The sequence below is a fragment of the Paraburkholderia sp. MM5496-R1 genome, assembly GCF_050436205.1.
GTDB lineage: Bacteria > Pseudomonadota > Gammaproteobacteria > Burkholderiales > Burkholderiaceae > Paraburkholderia > Paraburkholderia tuberum.
Genome location: NZ_JBNDLT010000001.1, coordinates 1,282,964 through 1,307,470, shown reverse-complemented (window position 1 = coordinate 1,307,470; position 24,507 = coordinate 1,282,964). Strand labels below are relative to the sequence as shown.

Here is a 24,507-nt window from a genome sequence, read left to right as displayed (position 1 = left end):
CACACCGCATCAGGCACTTTGCTCGATCGGCACAACCTCGATCGGTGCCCAATCCGCATCGCCACCGGCCGCGGACGTGCGGTGACATCCGCGAGCGTCGTGGGCCGCTTCGAAGCGTTTCTCGATCCGGTTCAGGATCGACCAATACGCGCCCCGTTCGCCTTGCGCGATCGCTTCGACCAGCGCGTCGTTCGCGTTGTAGTTGAACAGACTCGCGTTGGTCCCGAAGAACCGCCGATCATTGCCGATCAGATCGGCAATGAATTGCTGCGGGTCCGGGCCCAATGCGGTCGGCAGATAGAACACCGGATGCAGCAGATCGTCGTTGCCTTCGATATGGCCGTGAAGATTCGGATTTCCGACGTGCAGGCCTTCGCGGCGAATCATCTGCTCGAGCTCGGTGCCGGGGAAAATCCTCAGCCCGACCGTCACCGAAACGCGCTCCGGATCGACCCGCTTGATGAATTCGATCGTCTCGCGCGCGGTTTCCTGCGTCTCGCCGGGCGCGCCGAACAGCAGCTCGATGATGTGCTCGAGGCCGTGGCGCTTCGCCGTATTGACCGCATGCTCGATGTCGTCGGCGCAAAAGGTGCGGCGCAGTATCTTCAGCATCGTTTCGCTGGCGGTGTCGACGCCGAAGTTCATGCCGACGCAACCGGCTGCTTTCATCGCGGCCGCGAGTTCATCGGGAAACGGCCGCGGCATACCGTACGCATACCACTGGATTTTGCCGGCGAGCCCGTGCCGGATGATGGCCGCGCACAGCGCAAGAGGATGCGCGACGCTCAGATTGAATTCCGAGTCGTTGATGTGAAAGACGTTGACCCCGCGTTCTTCGAGCGATGCCATCTCGGCGACGACATCATCGGGTTCGCGCATGCGCACCGTGCGGCCTTTGATCAGCGGCTCGACGCAATAGATGCAGGAGCGATTGCAACCGCGCTTCGTTTCGATGCCGATCTGGCCGCCTTTGGCGAAGTAGTGGGGGTTGTCGACCAGCTCGCGTTTGTGAGGCCCGATGCTGGCCAGCGGTCCGCATGCGTTCGGGGCGAGCGGCGTAGCGCGCACCCCGGCCGTGTCGCGGTAAACCACGCCGGGTATGTGCGTGAAACTCCTGCCTTCTTCGAGGCAGGTCAGCAGCTCGGGAAAGCTGAATTCACCTTCCCTGACGATGCCGAAGTCGGCGTCGAGGTAAGCAAGCAGTTTTTCCGGCATCACCGAGTAGCCCGCGCCGCCCATCACGACCGGAACCGCGCGCGCGCGCCGAAGCAACGCGACGATGTCCCTGATTCTGTCGAGAAAGCTGTAGCCGCTGGAAAAATAGACGTCGTCGGTATTTCGCAGCGTCACCCCCCAGTAATCCGGCGCGGCGGTGCGGCAGTGCGCGGCAATGGCCGCCTCGCAATCGTCGGAGAAGCACAGGTCGAGCAAATCGAGCGCGAACCCGGCTCGCTCCATCGGCGCCGACAGGTAGTCGAATGCAATCGGCGCAATCGCCGGTTTGATCTGGTTCGTGTTGACGAAGGTGACGCGCTTGGCCATGTTCGATCGGTCTCGGTGGAAAGGTTCGCGAGGGCTCGCAGGAATGCGCCTAGACGGCGACGTCGATGGACAGCTTCTGGCCCGCGCGGGCCACCGTCATCTCGCTCATGAAATCGCTGAACCGATGCATCATCACCGCCGCGAGGTGCTTTGCCTTGTCCTCGCAGTCGGAGAATGCATAGAAGCCCGGACCCGCGCTGCTCATCCCCGCGTACACCGCGCCCTCGCGTTGCATCGTCTCGTCGAACTCGCGCATCACGTCGGTCCGGAAAATGCCTTCGAGCACCTTCATGTTGCTCATGCTGTTGAGTTCCCAGCCGTGCTTCAGAAACGCGAACAGGTCGTTGCGATGCAGTGCCGGCCGCAATTTCTGTTCGATGAAGTTGCGCCACGCGATGCCGTAGCGCTTCTGCCACTCGACAAAATGCGTCGGCACGAAGCCCGCCTCGGTGGTGCCGGACATGTCCGCGCCTTCGCCATGGGCGCGCAGCGCTTCGGTCGATAGCGTGTCGTAGTTGCCAACGGCGGTGGTCACCCACAGGTTTTCCGAACTCAGGTTGCCGAGAAAACGGCCGTTGCCGTGCTTCTCGTCGACCCAGACCAGACCGCCGAAGAACAGGCACGCTTCGCCGACGCCGGTCTCCAGTCCGAAATACACGTGCTCGTCATCCTTCGCGGTCTCGACGTAGTTGCGGGTGATCATTTCCCACATGTCGTGCGGCGAAAACGGAGAGCCGAACAACGCGTTCAAGCCGGCGAGCGTCGCGGTGTTGAACGAGACATTCGAGCCGAAGCCGCTGTGCTGGTGCTGGATGCTGCGCACCCGATCGACGCGGATGTCGTCACGTGCGTAGCCGACGGCTCGCTTGAACAACTCGAGCATGTGCCGCCCGCTCGGCACGTCGCAGCCGCCCTCGCCGTTGGTCGTCTTCGTGACGGTGATCCGGTGTCCGACTGTGCTCGTCGATACGCCGAGTCCGCCGCCGCCGAAGCCGGGCGCCATTTGCATAAAGTCGAATACCGCGAAGTGAAGGCGCCCTGGCACCGAGACCTCGGCACGATCGTAGCTCGGTACCGCGTCGCGCTCCCAGTGCGGCAGCACAGTCAGATTCGCACCCGGCAGGAACTGCCCCGCTTTCGCCTTCCATGCCTGATTCATTGCTCTACCTCCATCCTCGTGAGTATTCCCAAGCGATACGTTTCGCGACCATCAATACGCACCACTCACTGTTCGCGCTCCTGGCGCACGGTTCGTGCCAGGCACGCTCTTGCAGCGCGACGTGAGTCCTCGTCAGAAGCAATGACGCAAGCGGGCAGCCAGATTTCAAAGGGCAGCGCGATACATGCGCACGTTTAGATGTTTGGACGTCGGCATGCGTACCGGGCCGGTATCGAATGTCCCGCAGTCGATCTGCAACCAACAGATGCGCTTCGCCTGTTGGCCCGGCACCGACATCCAGCAGGCTGCGACGGGCTCGCCCCGAACGTGCGTCGGCAAATCGCAGACTCCGCTTCAATCGGCGCGAAACCCGCGCGGCCTTTTGAGATCTGGGCACTTCGGTCCGTTCTTGCAGGGAATGAGGAGGACCTTCGTGCTGCCGACGCACGACTGGCATGAACCCTGCAAAAAGCATCCACAGTTGGTGGCCGACCTGCCTCGATTCCTTCCTGACGTATCCGAACCCGAATCGCGAGACACCGGTCGATTGCCACTCGTGACTCGCCCTCTTGATCTTTGCCGGGAGCCGCAGATGACAGCAACCTTGAAGGACGACGCGCTGGCGCGACGCCACATCGATTGGCCGCGCGCCTTGCGGGCGATCAAAGCATTGAGGGCGAACGTAGACGATATTCAGCATGCCTACGAAGTGATGATCGCGCTCGACGGCGGCCAGATGGAGGCGATGTACCAGCGTTTTCTCGGCGAGCCCGGCGCCGGCGCGCTGCTTGCCGAGCAGCCGTCACTGCTCGGCAAGCTCGCGGATTCCGACACGCTGCTGCGCTTGCCGCCGGGCTCGTTCGGCCGCGCTTACATGGCGATGATGAAGCACAGCGGCTACAGCGCCGATGGTCTGCTGCAGGCGAGCCGGCTGGCCGCGGGCCTCGAAGAAATTCTCCCCGGCCCGGACCGTCAGTGGTTCATCGAGCGCACCGGCTGCATTCATGACCTGCTGCACGTATTGACGGGCTATGGCCAGGACTGGGCCGGCGAGACCTCGCTTCTCGCGTTCGACTGCGGGCTCGAACCGATGCGCGCGCGCATCGTCGGTCTGCTCGGCACCGCGTTGACTGCGCCGTGGTGGCCGAACTTCTGGGTCCATCGTTTTCTGCGCCGCGCGTGGCTGCGTGGCAAGCGCGCGCTCATTCCCCTTTCCTACCGCTGGGAAGAAGCGTTGCAGCGGCCACTCGAAGCCGTCCGCCTGGAACTGGCGATCGAGCCTGTCGCGCTCGCGCATCCACAGGGCATCCTGGCCGGCGGCCAGACACTGCCGTGGCGCTACGCCGCGTCGAGCAACGCGTGAACGGAAAGGGATCCAGCATGGCCAGCACACCGAAAAATGCGTCGACGCGCAACACCGTATTCGGCGTCGTACGCACGCAGTTACTGCGCGTCTGCCGCGAGCATCAGCGCGACTTCAACACTGAGATTCGCCTCGACAGTTCGCTGATCGCAGATCTTGGCCTCGACTCGCTGTCGCTCGTCGAAGCGGTGGTCGCACTAGAGCAGGTGTTTGGCATCGAGCGTCTGCCGCTGGAAGCGTTGAACGAAGAACGCGCCGAAGCGTATTTCACGGTCGGATCGCTAGTGGACCTATGCATCCGGCACGCCGCCGTCCGTGTAGACGCCAATGAGGGGTTGCGCACATGAGCCCGCGCCTTTCGCTGGTCACCCCGCACGCGAGACGTGGCCGGCTCGCCACTGCGGCAGCCGCGTTCGGCCACACGCTCGGTCGCATGCCGCTGGCGACAGAGGCGGTGCCGATCGCCGGCGCGTTCGTCTGCTCGCTGCTGCTATACGGACGGATAGCCGGCGTCGCCATTGAACCGGGCTGGCGCTTGCTGGCCGGTCTTGCGTCGTTTTTTTTGCTGTTCGTCCAGCTTCGCCTGATCGACGACCTCGACGACCTCGAACGCGACTATCCCGCCGGGCACGCGCTGTTGGCGCGACGCGAGGCGCGACGCACACGCCTCGTCGCCAGCCTCGCGGCAAGCGCGATCCTGCTCGTTGCGCTGAACACCGGCATGGGGCACGCGAGGACGGCCGCCGCTGCCGCCACCGCACTGGCCTTCGCTGCGCCGTTCGTCTTCAAGCGGCTGCTCCCGACCCACCCGCTGCTGTGCCTACCCTTTTTCGAGGGTGCGCCCTTCGCCATCTTCATGTACGGCTTTTTCTTGTGGCGCGACGTTGCTGGGCGCGAACTGAGCTTCTACGTCGTGGTGTGCGTAGCGGGTTCGATGTGGACCGGCTATGAGTTCTGGAAGTTCTCGCGCAAGGTCGGCACCACCGCACTGCAGCCCTATCTCCTGTCGGCGCGCGCCATTCGGGTCGCGCTGAATGCCCTGCTGATTCTGGCGCTCGGCATCAACGTATCGCTCTCGCGCCTGGCAAGCCTGTCGCAAACGTATTCGATCTATGCCGCAACGCTGCCGCTCGTGTGGCTCGTCTGGCTCAACGCGAGCTGGCCGGGCCCCGCGAGCAGACCGGGCCGGCCACGCTGGGCTGGCACCCGCTTCATCGTCGCCGTCGAGCTCGGACTGCTGGCCGGGCTTCTCCTCAAATGACACGCAACCCTGGATGGTCACCCACGATGGATAAGCACGTTCTCGTCACCGGTGCGCGAGGTCTGTTGGGCGCCGAAGTGATCGCCCGGCTGACGGCGATGGGGTACCCGGTCGTCGCATTCTTGCGCTCCGATGGACCGGTTGTCCGCAACGACGGCACACCGCTCGCGGCAACACCGTACGGCGGCCACACGCCCGCTGCCGGAACCTTCGCATGTGTGCGGGGCGACGTCGCCGAGCCCAGGCTTGGGCTCGATCCGCACACCTACGAGGCACTGCGCGCGGCAACGGGCGCGATCGTCCATTGTGCCGCGCTAACCAGCTTCGGGCGCAAGCCCGAGGTCTACGACGCGATCAACTTTCGCGGCACCGAGCGCATCGTCGAGTTCGCGCAAGGTAGCGGCGACGCGCCGATTCCGCTGCTCTACGTGAGCACCGCCTATGTCTGCGGCGAGCGCCCCGGCGTGTTCAGCGAGGACGATCTCGAGCTCGGTCAGCGTCTGGGCAACCCGTATGAGCAGAGCAAGTACCGCGCGGAACAGTCGGTGCGAGCGGCGATGCGCAGCGGTCTGCCGGCGGCGGTGCTGCGCCCGTCGATCATCGTCGGCGACTCGGCGAGCGGCGTGATCCGCAAGTTCGACACGCTGTACACCGTCGTGCGCCTGACGGCCGCGGGACTCGTGCGCACGATGCCGGGCGACTACGGCGCGACGCTGAACATCGTGCCGATCGATTGGGTCGCGGACTGCGTCGTCGAAGCGCTGGCGAAGTTTCCGCTCGTGCGCGGACGCACGCTGCATCTGACCTCGGGCACGCCGACCACGCTGCGCGAAATCAATGACGTCTGCGCGGAGTTTCCCTCGTTTCACGTGCCTCGCTATGTGCCGCGGCATGTCTTCGACGCCGCCGCGATGAAACCGCTCGAGCGGCGTTACTACGACGAGGTCGTGAAACTGTACGAGTCGTACCTGACTCGCCAGGTGCGCTTTGCACGCGACGCGACCGCCGCGATCCTGCCGGCCCTGCCTCGCGCGACGGGCAAAACGCTGCTGCGCAGGATCTTTCGTTACGGGATCGCGGCGGGCTACTTCGTGCCGCGCACGGCTTGACGCTCAGGGAGCCTAACCATGTTGATGACTGATCCGATGCTCGCCGAGCTCTGGCAAAAAGCGCGGGCCGCGCTCGGCGCCCAGTTCGAACAGCGGGCACCGAGCGCCGTGTTTCTCGAAGGCTCGATCGCCGAAGGCTTTGGCAACGAGCGCTCCGACGTCGACTTCGTCGCGATCGTCGATAGCGGGCTAGAGCCAGCCACGATGCCGTACATCCTGTTCATCGACGGCCGCCGCGTCGAGGTCAGGTTGCTGAGTCCGGCGCGGCTGCGCCGCGAACTCGCGCAGGTTCGCGCAGCGCTCGGCAAAGGCCGGCGCGCGGTCGCGCGTCTGTCGTGGAATCTGCTCGAACGGTGCCAGCGCTTTATCGGCGCGCTGCCGATCGACAACCCGGCGTTGATCGAGACGCTGCAAGCGGCGCTTGGCCGCGAGGCGCTGTGCGAGGCGGTGGCGCTGTGGTTCGAGGATTTCGCGCGTCAGACCGGCCGTTATGCGGTGGCGATGTTCGCGCTCGGCGAGCCCGACTACGCACGCGCCTGGATCAGGACCGCCGCGTTTCATGCGGCGAAGAGTCACGTGGCGCGCCTCGGCGAGTGCTACATGAGTCCGAAATGGCTGTCGCTGCAACTCGAACGCGCGGCCGTCGACGCCGGCCGCGTCGGCCGTCTGTGGGGCCTGCTGCACGCGCCGCGCGAGCATGGCGCCGAAAGCGGGTTCCTCGCGGCGGGGGTCGCGCTGATCCGCGAGTTCGGCGTCAACGGTGTGAGCCTCATGGCCGACAACGTGCTGATTGGCCCCGGCAAGGACACGACGACCTGGCAGATCGGCGAACGGGTCCACGTGCTGCGAGGTAGCGACGTCTTTGCGCTCGACGACGAAGCGGCCGAGGCCTGGCGAGCGATCACCTTCGACACGCCATGCACGGCCATCGCGAGCCGTGGCGACGCGCAAGCGGCGAGCCGGCAGCGCGCGCTGATCGCGGACTTCAGCCGGCTGGGTCTCGTCAGCCTGCGCTGGAAGGGCAGCGGAGAAATCCACGCACGTCAGCAGGCGACGTCGATGCCGGTGTCGCGCGCGCCGTTGATCTCGATCGACGGCGCGCGCCTCGCGGGCGGCCGCGCGAGCGGTGCCCAGTTGCTGCCGATGCCCGCCGGGCGCTTCGCCGAAGCGGGTCTCGAGATGATCTGGGCCAACATCGGTCTCGAGAACGCGCGCGAGGATGCCCAGGGCGCACTCCAGCGCGGCCAATGGAAGGTGCTCGAGTACGCGCTGCAACGGATGATGCAGACCGCCTGCATGGTCACGCTCGGCGCGCATGGCGTGACGCCGCAGTCGACGATGGAAGAAGCGACGCTCGACGCGATCCGGCTGCTGCCGCTCGATGCGGCGCTGATCGACGGCATCCGCGAACTCGAACAGTGCTCGATCGGATCGGCTCGCGATGCACAGCGTTACGTCGCGCTCGCCGATGAACTCGCGCAGCGTCTGCGCGACCTCGGCGGCGACCCGCGGTTTCCGGCGAGCTTCGATACGGCGTCGGGCTGGCGCGGAACGATCCACGCCGCCTACGACTGGATCAACCTCGGCGCGCATCTGCACGCGCGCTTCCCGCAGACCGCTCACGGCGGGCGCGGTACAGCCGAGGAAGCAAGAGACCTGCTCGCTTCGTCGAGCACCTGAGCAACGGGGACCTCAATGACTTTCGACACCATCACGCACGCACGCGGCGAATTCGAATCGGCCGAAAGCTGCGCCGCCCCGACAGCATCGCCACGCCTGATCCTGAGCGCGGCGAGTCCGGCCGAAACGATCGAGCGGCTCGCCGGCAACAAGGGACGATCGCTCCATCGGCTTGCCAACCTCGGCGTGGCGGTGCCGCACTGGGCGATTCTCGGCACCGACTGCTTCGCGGAGTTCCGCCGCGACGGCGGCCTCGATCAGACCATCGCCGCGCTATTGCGCGACTTCACGCCTGCGAACGCCGCCGCGATCGCGAGCGCGATCCGCGAGGCCGTGCTGACGTGCGACATCAGCGCCGCGTTGCGCGCCGACATCGCACGCGCGCACGACATCATTGGAGACGGACCGCTCGCGGTGCGCTCGTCCGGCATCGAAGAAGACAGCGCGAGCTTCTCGTTCGCAGGCCAGTTCGACACGTTCCTCGACGTCCGCGGGCTCGACGCGACGCTCGAACACGTACGCCGGTGCTGGGCTTCCGCGTATTCCGAGCGCTCGCTGCGCTACCGGCATCAGCACGGACTCGATATCGCCGGCGCCGGTATGGCCGTGATCCTGCAGCGCCTCGTTCAGGCGGACACGAGCGGCGTCGTGTTCACGCTCAACCCGGCCAACGGCAACCGCGACGAGCTCGTGCTGAGCGCCGTCTACGGGCTCGGCGAGGGACTCGTGTCGGGCGCGGTCGACGCCGACACGATCACCGTGGATCGCCACACCGGACAGCCCAGGCAGGTGGTGATCGGTGAAAAGCGCGAGCGTCATGACGGCCGCCACATCCGCGAGGTGCCGGCCGCGCTGCGCGACGCAGCGGCCCCTCTCTAACGACGAGATCGAGCGCGTCGTGGCGGCGGCCCGCACGCTCGAAAGCGAGCTCGGCGAGCCGCTCGATATCGAATGGTGTATCGCGGAGCACCAGCTGTGGATTCTGCAGGCGCGCCCCGTGACCACGCCGATCGCACCGGCCCCGTCGCGGACCGGCGAATTTCAGCTGTGGGACAACTCCAACATCGTCGAGAACTATCCCGGCGTGACGACGCAACTGACCTTCACCTTCGCGCAGCACGTCTATGCGCAGGTGTTCCGCGAGTTCTGCCGGTTGCTCGCGATTCCGCACAAGCAGCGGCGCGAGATGGATGGCTTCCTCGGCTCGACGCTCGCGTTCCTGAACGGGCGCGTGTACTACAACCTGCTGCACTGGTACAAGCTTTCCGGGCTCGCGCCGTTCCAAAACCTCGGGCGCAAGATGATGGAAGTCCAGATGGGCGTCGACGAGCCGCTCGATCTGGCGAGCTTCGCCGCGCTGATCGCGCCGTACAAGACCGGCTCGCGCGCCGGACTCGCCTGCATCCGGGCCTTGAGCGGCACGAAGTTCGCGTGGCACTTCGCGCGTCTCGCGCGCAACGTCGAGCGCTTCCGCGCGTTTTTCTATCCGGTCTACGACGAGTTCAACGCGCTCGACTATCGCTCGCTTCCCGCCGACGCCGTCTATGCGCACTACTGCCGCTTCGAGCAGGCGCTGCTAGCACGCTGGGGCATGATGATCGTGCTCGAGTCGGCGATCGGGCTCAGTTACGGCGTCGTCCGGCGGCTGATCAAGCGGTGGATGCCCGGTGCGCCCGACTGGCTCGAAGTGGCGGTGATCGGCGGCATGGACGACCTCGAGTCGATCGAGCCGGTCCGCAGGCTGAGCGCGATTGCGCAAGCCGTGCGGGCGAAGCCTCAGGTCGAAGCGCTGATCCGCAACACGCCGTCTGCCGTTGCGTATGCGGCGCTGCGCGGATGCGGCGCGCCCGAGATCGTCGCCGACATCGAGCGCTACCTCGCCGACTTCGCGTACCGCAGCAACAACGAACTGAAGCTCGAAGAGCCCGATCTGCGCGAAGACCCGGGCGTGCTGTTCGATATGTTGAAGGCCGCGCTCGCGCATGGTGCCGCGTCGATCGATCGCAGCGCCACCGAAGCGCACATCGACGCGTTGTTGCGTGAGCGGCTCAATCCGCTGCAGCGCTGGATTTTTGCACGCGCGCGCGGCCGCGTGCGCGCCGCGATCCGGGCGCGCGAGACCGTGCGCTTTTGCCGTTCGCGTGCGTTCGGGGTCGCGCGCCGGATGTTCCGCGCAATCGGCGAGGGTCTCGCCGCCGACGGCGTGCTGGCGACGGGCCGCGACATCTTCCATCTGCGCCTCGAGGAAATTCGCGGGTGCTTCGAAGGCACCGTCTCCCACCGCGAACTGCGCCCGCTCATCGAGCAGCGCAAGCGCGACGATGCCAGCTATCGCGACATGGCTGACCTGCCGCCACGCTTCGTCACGCATGGCCCAGTGGCGGCCTGGCTCAGCAACCCGGCGAACCTCGCCGCGTTGCGCGTGGCGCCTGCCCACGCGGCCGGCGCGACGCTGCGCGGCACGCCCTGCTCGCCGGGCTTCGCCGAAGGACGGGCGAAGGTCGTGCGCGAAGCGAACGAGTTCGACGGCGGCATCCTCGTCACCTATCGGACCGACCCCGGCTGGGTGCCCGTATTCGCGTCGGCGACCGGGCTGCTGATCGAGCGTGGCAGTCCGTTGACCCACGCCGCGATCGTCGCCCGCGAAATCGGCATCCCGACCGTCGTCCAGATTCCGGGCCTCACCACGCGCGTGCAGTCGGGCATGCAGCTCAAGGTCGATGGCCATAGCGGCGTGATCGAACTGCCCGAGCCGACCTGACATGAATTGACCGCCCGTTGATCACTGAAACCGCCCCTGAAGGAAACCACCATGTACCGCCTGCTCAACGATCGTCGCGACCTGCCGCATCTGCGGCTCTACCTCCGGTGCGCGCTGATATTCATTCCCGCCGCAGCCGTGCTGTTTGGGCTCGGCCGCTTTCCCTGGTGGCTGGGCGTTGCATACGTGCTGGTCTGGAACGCGTTCGGCGACCGTTTCACGATGAGCTACCACTGCACGCTGCATCGGCGGCTCTTCAGGAAGCAGTACCGGGCGCTCGAGATCCTGCTCGACTGGGTGCTGTGTCCGTTCTTCGGTCAGACACCGGGCACGTTCTATGTCCATCACATGGGCATGCATCACATCGACGACAACCTGCCACGCGACCTGAGCTCCACGATGCGGTTTCAGCGCGATAGCGTCATCGGCTTTCTGCACTACTACCTGCGCTTCGCCGCGCTGGTGCCGCTCGATCTGTCCGTCTATCTGTGGCGCTCGCGCAATACGAAGCTGATCAGGCAACTGCTCGTGGGCGAGGTCGCGTTCTACTCGGCGGTTGCCGCCGCCGCGTACTGGAACCTGCGGGCGACGCTGGTCGTGTTCGTGTTTCCGTTCGTGTTCGTGCGGCTGATGATGATGATCGGCAACTGGGTCCAGCACGCGTTCATCGACCCCGATCAGCCTGACAACCCGTACACGAGCAGCACCAATACGATCGACTCGCGTTTCAATGCGCGCGTCTTCAACGCCGGTTATCACATCTACCACCACGTCCGCAAAGGCACGCACTTCAGCGAGCTCACGAAGGAATTCGCGGCGAACCTCGAGAAGTACGGTCGCGAGGACGCGGTCGTGTTCGATCGCATCGACATCGCGCAGATCTGGCTGCTGCTCGTCACACGCCAGCACCGCAAGCTCGCCGCGCATTTCGTGCGCTTGCCGGGCGCGCCGGTGCGCAGCGACGACGAGGTGATCGCGCTGCTGCGTCGCCGTCTGCAGCCGATCCGCGACTGGTCGCCCGCTGCTTCGCTCGATCACTGAATCTCGATTACCTGACCGGGACCCGTCACCATGAACCAGACGCTTGTCGATGCCGTTGCAGCGCTGCCGCGCGGCGACGCTCGAGGCCTTCGCTTCGTCTCCACGCACGGCGACGAGCACTACTATCCTTACGAGGCGCTCGAACGCGAGGCGCGCAACCACGCGAAAAAGCTCGTGGCACTGGGGCTGAACAAGGGCGAGCGCGTCGCGCTCGTGGTCCTCGACCCGGAAGCGTTCATCCTGAGCTTCCTCGGCGCCTCGTTCGCCGGTCTCGTCCCGGTACCGATATTTCCGCGCGGAAGCCTGAACTTCAGGACCCGCACACGTTACGCCGAAACCGTCAGTCACATCGTGCGCTCGGCAGGCGCCCGGATGCTGCTCACGTCGACCTCGACAAGAGAGACCATCGAGGACGTGCTCGCCGTCGACACCGGCCTCGAACGTATCGTGACCATTGAAGCGCTGCTCGACGGCGAGCCGCCCGCGTGCGATTTGCCCACGCTGCATCCCGATGACCTGTGCTTCCTGCAATACACGTCGGGCAGCACGTCGCTGCCGAAAGGCGTGATGGTCACGCATCGCAATCTGGTCGCGAATGCGACAGCGTTCCTCGGACCCCGCGGCATCGATCTGCGCGAGCAGGACGTCTATGTCAGCTGGCTGCCGCTGCACCACGACATGGGGCTCATCAGCGTGCTCGGCGCGCTGATCTGCGACTTGCCGTGCGTGCTGCTGGCAACCGAAGCGTTCGTGCGCCGGCCCGGCCTCTGGATGGAGGCGATCACGAAATACCGCGGCACCATCAGCTTCGCGCCGAACTTCGCGTACGCGCTCGCCGCTCGCCGTACCCGCGACCAGGACCTCGAAGGCCTCGATCTGCGGCGGCTGCGCGTCGCCGGCTGCGGTGCCGAGCCGATCAACGCGCAAGCGCTGCGCCAGTTCTGCGCGCGCTTCGAGCCGGCCGGTTTTCGTGCCGAAGCGCTGCTGCCGTGCTACGGGATGGCCGAAGCAACACTCGCGATCACGTTTCACGACCACGGCCAGCCGCTCGTCACCGACGTCGTCTATGCGGCCGCGCTGGGGCTGGGTCGAGCGATACCGGCTACGCGTGATAACGGCTTACGGACGATCGAACTGGTCGGCTGCGGCCATTGCTTTCCCGGCCACGAGTTGCGGATCGTCGACGAATCCGGGCGCGCGTTGCCCGAACGCTGTGTCGGCGAAATCGTCACGCGCGGGCCCAGCATCACCGTGGGCTATTACGGCCAGGCCGACGCGAGCGCCGACGCGTACCGCGACGGCTGGCTGCAGACCGGCGATCTCGGCTACCTCGCCGGCGATCAGCTCTATATCTGCGGCCGCAGCAAGGACCTGATCGTCATTCACGGCTCGAATCTCTATCCGCAGGACATCGAATGGGCGGTGGCCGAGTTGCCGAGCGTGCAAAGCCGCGGTGTCATCGCGTTCAGCGTGATGCGCGACGGCGACGAGACACTGGTCGTCTGTGCCGAGGGCAAGCCGGCGGAGGCCACGGCGCTGCGGCGTGCGATCGCGCAGAAGGTCGCCGAATGCGCGGGCCTGCAGGTCGGTCACGTTGCGATCGTGCAGGCGGGCAGCTTGCCGCGGACCTCCAGCGGCAAGGTACAGCGCCGCCGAACCAAGGCACAGTTCGAAGCCGGCGAGCTGGAGGAACACTCGTGAGCATGCGCTGGCGCGAGATCATGCTGACGCTGTCGGGCGCGCTCACGCTCGCCGCCTGTCACGCGAAAGAAGCCGAGGTGACGCTGCCGCGCCCGGTCATCGCCGTGGTCGTGCATCGGGACAGCAAGCCCGTGCTCGCGACGCTGCCGGGCGAAGTCAACGCGCGCTATGCGACGCCGCTGTCGTTTCGCATCGCGGGCAAGCTGATCGAGCGGAAGGTGCGGCTCGGCGATACGGTCACGGCCGGCCAGGCGATCGCGCGGCTCGATGCCGACGACGCGCAACGCAGCCTCGCGAGCGCGCAGGCCCAATTGATGGCGGCGCAGCATCGGCTCACCTTCGCCGAGCAGCAACTCGATCGCGACCGGGCGCAGGCGCAGGAACAGCTGATCTCGACAGCGCAGCTCGAGCAGACCCAGGATGCGTATGTGGCGGCCGCCGCGCAGCGCGATCAGGCGCTACAACAGTTCGCGCTGCTGACGAATCAGACGCAGTACACGGTCCTCACGGCGGACCATGCCGGCGTCATCACCGCCGAAGACGCCGATACCGGGCAGAACGTCGCGGCGGGACAAGCGGTCTACCATCTCGCCTGGTCCGGCGAGGTCGATATTCTCTGCGACGTGCCCGAGAGTCTGCTGAACGCGCTGGCGATCGGCAGCGCGGCCAGCGTCTCGCTGCCGGCCGCCACGGGCAGACGCTTCACGGCACACGTGCGGGAGCTGTCGCCGGCCGCGGACCCCGGCAGCCGCACCTATCGCGCGAAACTGACGCTCGATGCGCCAGGCCCCGAGGTCCGCCTCGGCATGACCGCCACCGTCACGTTCGCCGCGGCCGGCGAGGCGCAAGCGGACGACCCGATCACGCTGCCCGCGAGCGCGCTCTTTCACGACGGCAACGCGCCGGCCGTCTGGGTCGTTCGGCCGGGCGACCAGGCGCTGGAACTGCGCCGGGTCCAGGTTGGCCGCTACGACGACCGCACGATCTCGGTCGCGCGAGGCCTCAACGACGGCGAGCGCGTCGTGCTGCAAGGGGTGCATACCGTCAGCGCCGGCGAAACCGTGCGCGCGGTAGCGCCGTTGCATCCCGAGGATTTCGCATCATGAGAGCGCCGTTCGGCCAGGGGCCCGACGGCGCGGGTGGACCCGGTGGACCCGGTGGACCCGGCGGACCCGGCGGACCCGGCGGAGCGGGCGGACCGCGGCGGCCGGCAGCGGACGATACCGGCCGCTTCAATCTGTCCGCGTGGGCGATCCGTAACCAGGCGCTGGTCATCTTCGCCGTCGTGCTCGCGACGCTGTTCGGCGGGCTCGCCTATGCCCGGCTCGGACAATCCGAGGACCCGCCGTTCACCTTCCGCGCGATGGTGATCCGGACCTTCTGGCCCGGCGGGACCGCACGCCAGGTCGAGGAGCAGGTGACCGACCGGATCGGCCGCAAGCTGCAGGAAACGCCTCATCTCGACTATCTGCGCAGCTACTCGCGTCCCGGCGAATCGCTGATCGTCTTCACGATGAAAGACTCCGCGCCGGTGAACGAAGTGCGCGAGACGTGGTACCAGGTACGCAAGAAGATGGCCGACATCGCGGATACGCTTCCGCCCGGCGTGCGGGGGCCGTACTTCGACGACGAGTTCGGCGACGTCTACACGACCATCTATACGCTCGCCGGCGACGGGTTCTCGCCGGCGCAATTGCACGACTATGCCGACGAACTGCGCGGCGTGCTGCTGCGCGTGCCCGGGGTCGCGAAAGTCGATTATTTCGGCGACCCCGACGAGCACATCACGATCGAGATTCCCAACGCGCAATTGACGCGGCTCAGTATCACGCCGCAACAGCTCGCGCGGGCGATCAACGCGCAAAACGCGGTCACGCCGAGCGGCACGCTGACCACCGCGTTCGACCGCGTGTACGTGCGTGCGAGCGGCCAGTTCACCGACCTGAAGGCGATGGCCGACACGCTGATCGACATCAATCACCGCCTGGTTCGTCTCGGTGACATTGCCTCGATCAGGCGCGGCTACGACGATCCGCCGGTCTCGCAGGTTCGCACCGGCGGCCGCGCGGTGCTCGCCATCGGCATCACGATGCAGACTGGCGGCGATGTGATTCAGCTCGGCAAGCGGCTCGATGCGCAGACAGCGGAATTGCGTGCGCGTCTGCCCGCGGGGCTCGAACTCGTCGAGGTGTCGAGCATGCCGCACGCGGTCTCGCATTCGGTCAACGGTTTTCTGCGGGCCGCCGCCGAAGCGATCGTGATCGTGCTGGCCGTGAGCCTCATCTCACTGGGCTGGCGCGCCGGCGTGGTAGTGGCGATCTCGATCCCCGTCGTGCTCGCGGTCACCGCGCTATGCATGAACGGCTTCGACATCGGCCTGCACAAGATCTCGCTCGGCACGCTGGTCCTCGCGCTGGGCCTGCTCGTCGACGATGCGATCATCGCGGTCGAGATGATGGCCGTGAAGCTCGAGCAGGGCTGGGGCCGCGCGAGGGCCGCGGCGTTCGCCTACAGCAGTACCGCATTTCCGATGCTGACGGGAACCCTCGTCACGGTGGCGGGATTCCTGCCGATCGCGCTGGCGAAATCGGCCACCGGCGAATACACGCGCTCGATCTTTCAGGTGTCCGCGATTGCGCTGATCGCTTCGTGGTTCGCGGCGGTCATGCTGATTCCGTTGCTCGGCTATCACCTGCTACCCGAACGCAAGGACACCGCACGCGAGACGCCTCGGCGCGCGCTTCGCAAGCTCCGCCGGCGCGCCGACGCGCAGACGCGCCGGAGCCCGGTGGCGGCGCCGCGCGCCAGCCGCTTTCATGACCGCCTGCGCGACTGCATCGCGTGGTGCGTGAAGCGGCGCCTCGTCGTGCTCGGCGTCACGGCCGCCTTGTTCGTTGCCGCGTTGGCCGGCTTCGCGTTCGTGCCGCAACAGTTCTTCCCGAGCTCCGAACGGCCCGAACTGCTCGTCGACATGCGGCTGCCCGAAGGCGCGTCGTTCGAAGCGACGCTGCGCGAAGCCGCGCGCCTCGAAAAGACGCTGGCCGGCCGGCCCGAGATCGATCATCTGGTCGACTTCGTCGGCGCGGGCGCACCGCGCTTCTACCTGCCGCTCGACGTGCAGTTGCCCCAGCCCAACTTCGCGCAGCTCGTGATCACCGCGAAGTCCGTCGACGACCGCGCAAAGCTCGAACGCTGGCTCGCGAGCACGCTGCAAAACAGCTTTCCCGCCGTGCGCGCGCGCGTTTCGCCGCTCCAGACGGGCCCCTCGGTCGGCTATCCGGTGCAGTTTCGCGTCAGCGGAAGCGACCTCGCCACCGTGCGGGAGATCGCGGAAAAGGTAGCGGCGACGATGAAAGCCGATGCCCGCACAACGGGCGTCCATTTCGACTGGGACGAACCCGGCGAACGCTCGGTGCGCTTCGAGATCGACCAGCAGAAGGCGCGCGAGCTCGGCGTCACGTCGGAAGACGTGGCGAGCTTCCTCGCAATGACGCTGTCGGGCTATACGTTCACGCAGTACCGGGTCCGCGACCGCTTGATCACTGTCGACCTGCGCGCGCCCCAGCGCGAGCGGGTCGACCCCGACGAGATCGTGAACCTCGCGATGCCGACGCCGAACGGCCCGGTGCCGCTCGGCGCGCTCGCCCACCTGAACAACGAACTCGAATACGCGGTGATCTGGGACCGCGACCGTCAACCGACGATCACGGTCCAGGCCGACGTGCGCGGCAACGCGTTGGATATCGACGTGACCCAGGCGATCGATCGGACGCTCGCGCCGCTACGCGCATCGCTGCCGATCGGCTACCGGATCGAGACCGGCGGCGCCGGCGAGATCAGCGGCAAGGCGCAGGCGTCGGTGATCGCGCAGCTTCCGCTGATGCTCGTCGTGGTGCTGACGCTGCTGATGATTCAACTGCGCAGCTTCGCGCGCGTGCTGATGGTCGTGCTCACCGCGCCGCTGGGGCTCATCGGCGTGGTCGCCGCACTGCTGCTGTTCGGCAAGCCGTTCGGCTTCGTGGCGATGCTCGGCGTCATTGCGATGTCCGGCATCATCATGCGCAACTCGGTGATTCTCGTCGATCAGATCGAACGCAATATCGCCGCGGGCCAGGGGCGCTTCGATGCGATCGTCGGTGCCACGGTCCGGCGCTTCCGCCCGATCATGCTGACCGCAGCGGCAGCCGTGCTCGCGCTGATCCCGCTGCTGCATTCGGCCTTCTTCGGACCGATGGCGACCGCACTGATGGGCGGCATCACGGGCGCCACGGTGTTGACGCTGTTCTTCGTTCCCGCGCTGTACGCGACCGCGTTCAAGGTGCGGCACTTCGAACGCGGTGTGCGAACCGCGACCCCGACAATCGAATATACGTGGAGCTGATCGTGGGCACAGACTGCAACCCCATCGACGGGCCGGCGCTCGCGAGCGCGCCGCATTTCGCCGGCGCGCCGGGTCGAACGCGGGCAGCGGCGATCCATGATTGGCGCGCGGCGTTCGGCGCGGCCGCGACGATCGCGCTTGGCGCATGCTCGTTCGGTCCGGGCGGCGAGCCGCCCGCGATGCCCTCTCCCGCCCATTACGGCGTCGAGCCTCAGCCCGCGCAAACGGTCGCCGCGCTCGGTGTCGCGCAGCATTTCACCACCGGCGCGCAACCTGTGCCGCAATGGTGGCGGCTGTTCGAATCGACAGCGTTGAATGACCTCGTCGAAGAAGGTCTGCGCGACAGCCCGACGCTCGCTGCCGCCGACAAGCACCTAGCCGCCGCGCACGAACAACTGCGGGCGCAGATCGGCGCCTCGCTGCTGCCGTCGGTCGATCTGGTGGGGCAGGCCTCGCGCGGGCGCGATCTCGGCATCCCGGTCCCCGGCGGCCCGAATACGCTGCTTTACAACGAGTTCATCGGCGTAGTCCAGGCGCAATATACGTTCGACCTGTTCGGCGCGGTGCGTAAAGCCAACGCGGCCCGATCAGCGCGTGTCGAGATCGACGCGTATCAACGCGAAGCCGCGCGCCGCGCACTGGCCACCAACATCGTCACGGCGACGATCGGGGCGGCGATGTTGCGCGCCGAGATCGACGCGACCGAGCGATTGATCGCGCTTGCGGGCGATCAGGCTCACGATACCGAACGGCATTACGAACTCGGATCGCTGACGCGCGGCGACGTGTCGACTGCGCGGCAAAGCATCGCCGCGCTCGAGGTCAGCGTGGCCGATCTGCGGCAACGGCTGACGGTGACGAGACATGCGCTTGCGGTGCTGCTCGGCCGCACGCCCGACGCGGCGCCGCCCGAGCCAGAGCTGGCAAACCTGCACTTGCCGCAGGACCTGCCCGTCGTGCTGCCATCGGACCTGTTGCGCGCGCGGCCCGATATCGCGGCCGCCGAGGCGGCGCTGAAGGCCGCCGCAGACGACGTCGGCGTCGCGACGGCACAGCTGTTTCCGAGCCTGACGCTGAACGCCTCGATGGGACAAGGCGGCTTCAACTGGCCGCTCGCGCTGTCGGGCGCAGGCGCGATCTGGAGCATCGCCGCGACGATGTCGCAGGCGCTTTTTCATGGCGGCGCGCTCGTCGCACAGCGGCGCGCGGCAATCGACATCTACGAGGCCGCCGTGTTCGAGTACAAGCAGACCGTGCTGGCGGCGTTCGAAAACGTCGCGGACACGCTTGCGTCGCTCGAACACGACGCGCAGGCGCTCGACGCCGCGAGCGGCGCTGCCCGTGAGGCACGCGAGTCGTTCGACGATGTCACGTCGCGTCACCGGCTCGGCGCGCTGCCCGCTGCATCCGCCCGCGGCGGCGAGCAGCAGTACGAAGCAGCGAGGCTCGAAGAAATCCGCCGTATCGGCCGGCGCCTGGCCGATACGGCGACGCTGTTTCAGGCGATGGGCGAGCTGCCGGCGGGCAGCAGCCAGACACCTGACCATCTGGCCGGCAAGTGATCGGCCCGCCGCTGCCGACGGCGCCCGCTTGCGTTCAGCCGGCGCGTCCGCGCGGAACGCCCACAAGGTAAGTCAGACCGATCGGCGAGCCCTGCACCGGCAGTGTGCCGATGTCCCATTCGAAGCTCTGCTGGTCCGGGATACGCGCCACCATCTCACGCAATTCGTCGGGGTTGTAGATGCGCAGCATCGACACGATGCCGTCGAACAGACACAGCAGCGGGATAGCCGGCAGCACATAGGTGAGCGCTAGTCGCGACCAGCGAAACGGCCGGATCAGCGGAGTCAGCGCGAGCATCATCAGCGGCATCGCCAGGATGAACACGACACCGAGCAGCCGGTGGTCGGCACCCTCGACGATGACGATCGCGCGACGCTTCGTCACCGCGTCGGCGAGGATCGCCCGCGCATCGTCCGGCCGAAAATGGTGGAAAGCGTTGAACATCGTGCGCACACCGTCGAATCCCGATGGCACGTCCATCGCGTCCACCGGTTCGCTCACATAGGTGACGCGGCCGGCTGCCCCGGCGGATACGCGCTCGTACGCGGCGCGATTGGGATAGAAGTCGGTCAGCTGCACCGTCACGCGTCCGGACTGCGCGAGCAACGGTGCAAGCGTCAGCCACGGGCCGCCGCCGCCCGAACATAGATCGACGATCCGGTCGTTGCCGACCCGCCGCATCGCTTCGCGCAGCTTGCCCGCGATGACGTTGAAGCCCTCGAGGGTATTGGCCAGGAAATGCAGCCAGTCCGTCCCGCCGTCACGGATCGCCCGTGGGCACCACGGCTGGTCTTCGATTTCGAGCAGATGCAGGCGTCGCATGATCACGCGGGCAACCGAGGTAACTGAAAACCGGCGGATTTCATAACGTGCCCTGGCAGGGTGTAACGGGGTAGACAGAGAAGGCCTGCACGCTAAACACCACGCCTGTCAGCCTTGGCGAGCGGCAACTTTCTACCGAAGTTAAACGAGCCAACGCGCGGGCTTCTTAACGACGTCAGTCGACTATACGCTGAGCCGCGCCGGCGACGTTAGCGGTTCGCATCCTGCATAATGACCACGCATGAGGATTTACCCGCATCATCCGCCGGACGGCGGCCGGGAGACGAGCGATGCAAAACGACAGACCGCCGCGGCGGGTGACATATGAGAAAGGGATCCGGATCGGCGGCCCCGGCTGGTTCGGCCGGTTGCTGGCCGTCGCCCTGAGCGCGATCCTGTTCGTGGTGGCCGCGATGCTGTCGATCGTGCTGTTCGCCGTGCTGTTCGCGGTCGGCACGATCGTCGTCGGGTATCTGTGGTGGAAGATGCGCGCGTTGCGCCGGCAGACGGTCGCGTATGGCGACGACCGCACCATCGACATGGAGGTCGTCCACAAGGACCCGCCCGACGACGATTCCGCGCCACGCTGAGGATCGGCTACGCGCGTGCCTCAAGCCGCAAGGGCCGCTTCGACCGCGCTTACGTAATTGCGAAAGCCGGCCTGCTGCAGCGCCTCTCGCAGCCGCAGGAGTTCATGTCGCGTGGCTTCGCTGAGCGGCGCCTGAAGCGCGAGTGCAAGCGCACGGCCACGCGCCGCGAAAAGCTCGGACCACGGCAACGGTTCGCGCTGTGTATAGGCCTCGAGTGCATCCACGTAGTGCAGCATGCCTGCAGGATCGCCCGCCCCCAGCATCGCTTCGACGGCGTCGCGGTAAAACCACAGGTGATTGTGGCCGACCGCGCCGAGGCGCAACAGCGCCTCGCCTTCAGCCAGTAGCCGCGTACGCTCGCCGTTATCGTCAACCGCGCGGCTCAGTGCGCTCAAGGCCTTTGGCCCGGAAAACTGAGTCCCTACCTCGCGTGAGATGGCGAGTGCTTCGCGCAGCGCCACCACTGCTTCACTACGGCATCCTTCGTCCAGTAACAGGCGACCCTGCATCTCCAGATTCTGCGCTTCGAAGCGGCGCGCACCCAATTGCCGGATCACACGCATTTCCTGCACCAGATGCTTGCCGGCCGCCTGCGCATCGCCCAGTTCCTGGCAGGCGAACACCCCCAGCGTCTCCCCCAGCAATTGCGCGCGAGGCTGTCCGATCAACTCGGCGGCGCGGGCGGCGGCGCTTGCGTCCTCGCGAGCCTGACTTGCGTCGTTCAGGTAAATGCGGCTGAAGCCCTGCATCGACAGATTGGCAACCTCGATGCGGCCGAACCCGTGTTCGCGGCTCATCGCGACGCATTCGCTGAAATGATGGAACGCGGTCCGCATGCGCCCCTGCGCATATGCCGCATCCGCCAGGCCGCCGAGCGCGCGAGCCTCTGCCTCGGGCAGACCGAGGCGCCGCGCGTAGCCAAGACCACGCTCATGCTCGGCGCTGCAGGCGTCGATCTTGCCGAGCGGAAAGAGAATGTTGCCGCGCAGATAGTGGAGGCTGGCAAGCTCCGCCAGCCGGTTGTCTCGCTCCGCGATCTTTTGCGCTTGCGCGAGCAAGCCGAGTGCTTCGTCGAGACCCTCGCTGACACGCAGACCTTCCGCGAGCCCGAGCTGGCAGTCGCAACGGGCGGCGTCGTCGGCGGCGGCGGCGAGTGCGCTGCGGTACGTCACGATCGATCCTGCGATGTCGCCCAGGTCGCGCTGAAGTTCGCCCCTGCAGCAGCTCAGTGCATGGCGGTCTGCCTCCGACTGCGCGATTTCGATGCCGCGCTCGGCCAGCCGCAGCGCCGCTTCGAAACGATGGGCGGCACGCTGTGCGGCCGCCGCGCCGAGGTAGGCGTGCGGCGCGTGCTCGTCTTCGGCGCGGTCGAGATGCTGGGCGTGCAGCGTGACATCGCTTTGTGCGAACCATTCGGCCGCGCGCAGATGAAGTTCACGGCGGCGCGCGCGCAACAACGTCGAGTAAGCGCTCTCCTGGATCAACGCGTGGGCGAACAGGAAGTCGTCGCCTTCCGGCAGCACGAGTGCATTGACGAGCAGGCCGTCGCAGACGTAGCCAGGATCGCCCACCAGCTCTCGCAGCAGCGCGAGGTCGAAACGCTGGCCGATCACGGCGGCCGCCTGGAACGCCAGGCGGTCACGGGGCGCGAGCCGGTCCATCCGCGCGAGCACGAGACTGCGGATCGACGCGGGCACGTTGCCGCCGCTGCCTTCTTCAGCGTTGCGCAGCAGTTGTTCGAGAAACAACGGATTGCCGCCCGCGCGCTCGATGCAGGCCACCGCGACGCGCTGGGTCGCATCGATGAAATTGCCCGCCAGGCTCAGGGCCTCGTCCTTGCGAAGCGGTCCGAGATCGATCGTGGCGAACGGGGTGTCGCGGCAACGTGCGCGCCAGCCTGCATCGATCGGATCGCCTTCCACGCGCGAAGTCGTGACCAGCAGGCCCGTGCCGTTGGCAATGCCTGACGCGAACGCCGACAGGTAGCCGATGACTTCGGAATCGGCCCAATGCAGGTCTTCGACGACGATGAGCGTCGCCGCATGGGCGCAAGCGTCCTCGGTCAGCCTCACGGCGAGCGCCTGCTTGCCGCGCTTGCGCGCGCCGTGGTCCATGGCCTCGTAGATGGTTTGCCATTCGGCGGCCTGCGGGAGATCGAGGAAGTCGTGCAGAAACACGATCTGCTCGGCCTTGACGATACCTTGGGTCGCGACCTGCGCGGCGGCGGCCTGCCGCGCTTCACTCGATGCACCGGCCGGTAAGCCGAGCAGGCTTCCAATGATGGTTCGCACCGGATCCTGGCCCTTGCCGACGCCGAAATCGAGCACGAGGCTCCGATGGAGCGTGAAGCCCTCTGCCTGCGCATGGCGGCGCATCTCGTCGACGAGCCGCGTCTTGCCGATCCCGGCTTCGCCTCGCACATGAACGACATGCCCTGCGCGCCTTGCCATGCACGCATGAAGGATGCCGTGAAACTGTTCGAGCTCGGCTTCGCGTCCGACGAAGCGGCTGCGGCTCGTCCTGCCGGGCTCGCTGCCAAGCGCGACGAGCCGCCATGCCCGCACCGGCGTGTCGATGCCCTTGAAGCGCCGCTCGCCGATTGCTTCGCAACTGGCGGCGTCGCCGAGCGTGCGCGCCGCGTCGTCGGATATCCAGGTTTCGCCGGCGGCCGCGGCTGCCACGAGCCGGGCGGCCAGGTTCACCGGATCGCCATGCACGGTGTAGTCCTGCGCGTCGGCGCGGCCCAGCGCGCCCGCGATGACCTCGCCACTCGCCATGCCGATATGCGCCTGCAACGGCCGCCCGGTCTGCGCGGCCAGCCGCGCCAGGCCGTCGTGAATGTCGAGAGCGGCACGGGCGGCGCGCAGCGTGTCCGTCTCGTGCGAGCGGGGCGCGCCGAACAGCGCCATCACCGCGTCGCCGATGTGCTTGTCGATCGTGCCGCCATAGGCGAGCACGATCCCGTCGACCAGCGCCGTGTAGCGTCCGATCAGCGCGCGCAAGTCTTCGGGATCGAGCGAGCGGGACAGCATCGTGTAGCCGCAGAGATCGGCGAACAGAATCGTGACCTGCCTGCGCTCGTCCGCGGGCACCTCGTTGTCGGCGGAGGTCTGGGACGGTAGCGGCGCGGCCGCCGTTAGGGCGCCTGCCGCCGCGGCCAGAATGCGTTTACGGTGGCCGAGCGACTGTACTCCCAGCTCTTTCAGGTCCACGTCGGTCAGTTGCCCGAGCAGCGACATGTCGATGTCGTTTGCCGCGAACGCGTGGGCGTACTGCTCGAGCCCGAGGTCCCGCAGCCATTTCTCGATATCCATGTTCGTCGCCCCGCCTCCGATGCGTGGCCCCGCGGGCAAAAGCTCAGACGAATAGCGCGCCTGCCGGCCGCGGGTGTGAACGGCTCCGGAGCTGCATGGCCTTTGCGTGGAGCTCGCCAGGTACGGGGCCGATGAATAACCAGTGTAGGTGTCCGATAAGCGCGCTGCATCGCGTTTGACAGCCGTTCGAGCCGCGCAGGATACTGGCTTGCGCGCCTCA

General features: G+C 66.8%; 17 protein-coding genes. 13 read left to right on the top strand and 4 right to left on the bottom strand.

Going from position 1 to position 24,507, the window contains the following annotated elements; translation table 11 throughout:
• Positions 1-9: 9 nt before the first annotated feature.
• Together OKW38_RS06290 and OKW38_RS06285 are read right to left on the bottom strand one after the other, a co-directional pair.
• Positions 10-1,542, bottom strand: a complete 1,533-nt coding sequence (locus OKW38_RS06290) for a B12-binding domain-containing radical SAM protein (RefSeq protein ID WP_429360538.1) — start codon at positions 1,540-1,542, stop codon at positions 10-12.
• Between the two features lie 49 nt (positions 1,543-1,591).
• Positions 1,592-2,701, bottom strand: coding sequence for a hypothetical protein (locus OKW38_RS06285; RefSeq protein WP_187611896.1), 1,110 nt, complete (start codon positions 2,699-2,701; stop codon positions 1,592-1,594).
• Positions 2,702-3,293: 592 nt separating this feature from the next.
• On the opposite strand from OKW38_RS06285, the gene OKW38_RS06280 reads away from it, so the two are divergent.
• The 12 genes from OKW38_RS06280 (at position 3,294) to OKW38_RS06225 (ending at position 19,560) form a co-directional block, all read left to right on the top strand.
• The gene (locus tag OKW38_RS06280; protein WP_429360536.1) at positions 3,294-4,064 is read left to right on the top strand and encodes a Coq4 family protein; all 771 of its coding nucleotides are present in this window, start codon (positions 3,294-3,296) and stop codon (positions 4,062-4,064) included.
• Positions 4,065-4,081: 17 nt separating this feature from the next.
• Positions 4,082-4,411, top strand: a complete 330-nt coding sequence (locus OKW38_RS06275; protein ID WP_429360535.1) for a phosphopantetheine-binding protein — start codon at positions 4,082-4,084, stop codon at positions 4,409-4,411.
• A gap of 107 nt (positions 4,412-4,518) precedes the next feature.
• Positions 4,519-5,325, top strand: a complete 807-nt coding sequence (locus tag OKW38_RS06270) for a hypothetical protein (protein WP_429360533.1) — start codon at positions 4,519-4,521, stop codon at positions 5,323-5,325.
• Positions 5,326-5,351: 26 nt separating this feature from the next.
• Positions 5,352-6,434, top strand: a complete 1,083-nt coding sequence (locus OKW38_RS06265) for an SDR family oxidoreductase (RefSeq protein WP_187615755.1) — start codon at positions 5,352-5,354, stop codon at positions 6,432-6,434.
• A gap of 18 nt (positions 6,435-6,452) precedes the next feature.
• Positions 6,453-8,114, top strand: a complete 1,662-nt coding sequence (locus OKW38_RS06260) for a nucleotidyltransferase domain-containing protein (RefSeq protein ID WP_429360531.1) — start codon at positions 6,453-6,455, stop codon at positions 8,112-8,114.
• A gap of 15 nt (positions 8,115-8,129) precedes the next feature.
• Positions 8,130-8,993 carry a PEP/pyruvate-binding domain-containing protein gene (locus OKW38_RS06255; protein ID WP_429360529.1) on the top strand — a complete coding sequence of 288 codons (864 nt, stop codon included), beginning with the start codon at positions 8,130-8,132 and terminating at the stop codon, positions 8,991-8,993.
• Positions 8,932-10,875 (top strand): phosphoenolpyruvate synthase, encoded by a 1,944-nt coding sequence (locus OKW38_RS06250; RefSeq protein ID WP_429360528.1) that lies wholly within the window; start codon positions 8,932-8,934, stop codon positions 10,873-10,875. Before OKW38_RS06255 ends, OKW38_RS06250 begins: the two co-directional genes overlap by 62 nt.
• A 51-nt stretch (positions 10,876-10,926) precedes the next feature.
• On the top strand, positions 10,927-11,916 hold the full coding sequence (locus OKW38_RS06245; RefSeq protein WP_429360526.1) for a fatty acid desaturase: 990 nt from the start codon (positions 10,927-10,929) through the stop codon (positions 11,914-11,916).
• Positions 11,917-11,946: 30 nt separating this feature from the next.
• Positions 11,947-13,617 carry a fatty acyl-AMP ligase gene (locus tag OKW38_RS06240; RefSeq protein WP_429360524.1) on the top strand — a complete coding sequence of 557 codons (1,671 nt, stop codon included), beginning with the start codon at positions 11,947-11,949 and terminating at the stop codon, positions 13,615-13,617.
• 2 nt (positions 13,618-13,619) lie between these two features.
• Positions 13,620-14,723: an efflux RND transporter periplasmic adaptor subunit gene (locus tag OKW38_RS06235; protein WP_429332832.1), complete on the top strand. Its 1,104-nt coding sequence runs from the start codon at positions 13,620-13,622 to the stop codon at positions 14,721-14,723.
• On the top strand, positions 14,720-17,998 hold the full coding sequence (locus tag OKW38_RS06230) for an efflux RND transporter permease subunit (RefSeq protein WP_429360523.1): 3,279 nt from the start codon (positions 14,720-14,722) through the stop codon (positions 17,996-17,998). Before OKW38_RS06235 ends, OKW38_RS06230 begins: the two co-directional genes overlap by 4 nt.
• Before the next feature lie 2 nt (positions 17,999-18,000).
• A complete protein-coding gene (locus OKW38_RS06225) occupies positions 18,001-19,560 on the top strand; it encodes an efflux transporter outer membrane subunit (RefSeq protein WP_429360522.1) in 1,560 nt (519 codons plus the stop codon).
• A gap of 34 nt (positions 19,561-19,594) precedes the next feature.
• Here OKW38_RS06225 and OKW38_RS06220 read toward each other — a convergent pair whose 3' ends face one another.
• On the bottom strand, positions 19,595-20,383 hold the full coding sequence (locus tag OKW38_RS06220) for a class I SAM-dependent methyltransferase (protein ID WP_429332439.1): 789 nt from the start codon (positions 20,381-20,383) through the stop codon (positions 19,595-19,597).
• 290 nt (positions 20,384-20,673) lie between these two features.
• Between OKW38_RS06220 and OKW38_RS06215 the strand changes: the two genes are divergently transcribed.
• On the top strand, positions 20,674-20,973 hold the full coding sequence (locus OKW38_RS06215; protein WP_429360520.1) for a hypothetical protein: 300 nt from the start codon (positions 20,674-20,676) through the stop codon (positions 20,971-20,973).
• 20 nt (positions 20,974-20,993) lie between these two features.
• Here OKW38_RS06215 and OKW38_RS06210 read toward each other — a convergent pair whose 3' ends face one another.
• Entirely contained in the window at positions 20,994-24,287 is a 3,294-nt protein-coding gene (locus tag OKW38_RS06210) for an adenylate/guanylate cyclase domain-containing protein (RefSeq protein ID WP_429360519.1), read from the bottom strand.
• Between the last annotated feature and the right edge of the window lie 220 nt (positions 24,288-24,507).

Coding starts and splice junctions, on each gene's coding strand:
- OKW38_RS06290 (WP_429360538.1), bottom strand. CDS start 1,542: ATGGCCAAGCGCGTCACCTTCGTCAACACGAACCAGATCAAACCGGCG.
- OKW38_RS06285 (WP_187611896.1), bottom strand. CDS start 2,701: ATGAATCAGGCATGGAAGGCGAAAGCGGGGCAGTTCCTGCCGGGTGCG.
- OKW38_RS06280 (WP_429360536.1), top strand. CDS start 3,294: ATGACAGCAACCTTGAAGGACGACGCGCTGGCGCGACGCCACATCGAT.
- OKW38_RS06275 (WP_429360535.1), top strand. CDS start 4,082: ATGGCCAGCACACCGAAAAATGCGTCGACGCGCAACACCGTATTCGGC.
- OKW38_RS06265 (WP_187615755.1), top strand. CDS start 5,352: ATGGATAAGCACGTTCTCGTCACCGGTGCGCGAGGTCTGTTGGGCGCC.
- OKW38_RS06260 (WP_429360531.1), top strand. CDS start 6,453: ATGTTGATGACTGATCCGATGCTCGCCGAGCTCTGGCAAAAAGCGCGG.
- OKW38_RS06255 (WP_429360529.1), top strand. CDS start 8,130: ATGACTTTCGACACCATCACGCACGCACGCGGCGAATTCGAATCGGCC.
- OKW38_RS06250 (WP_429360528.1), top strand. CDS start 8,932: ATGACGGCCGCCACATCCGCGAGGTGCCGGCCGCGCTGCGCGACGCAG.
- OKW38_RS06245 (WP_429360526.1), top strand. CDS start 10,927: ATGTACCGCCTGCTCAACGATCGTCGCGACCTGCCGCATCTGCGGCTC.
- OKW38_RS06240 (WP_429360524.1), top strand. CDS start 11,947: ATGAACCAGACGCTTGTCGATGCCGTTGCAGCGCTGCCGCGCGGCGAC.
- OKW38_RS06235 (WP_429332832.1), top strand. CDS start 13,620: ATGCGCTGGCGCGAGATCATGCTGACGCTGTCGGGCGCGCTCACGCTC.
- OKW38_RS06230 (WP_429360523.1), top strand. CDS start 14,720: ATGAGAGCGCCGTTCGGCCAGGGGCCCGACGGCGCGGGTGGACCCGGT.
- OKW38_RS06220 (WP_429332439.1), bottom strand. CDS start 20,383: ATGCGACGCCTGCATCTGCTCGAAATCGAAGACCAGCCGTGGTGCCCA.
- OKW38_RS06215 (WP_429360520.1), top strand. CDS start 20,674: ATGCAAAACGACAGACCGCCGCGGCGGGTGACATATGAGAAAGGGATC.
- OKW38_RS06210 (WP_429360519.1), bottom strand. CDS start 24,287: ATGGATATCGAGAAATGGCTGCGGGACCTCGGGCTCGAGCAGTACGCC.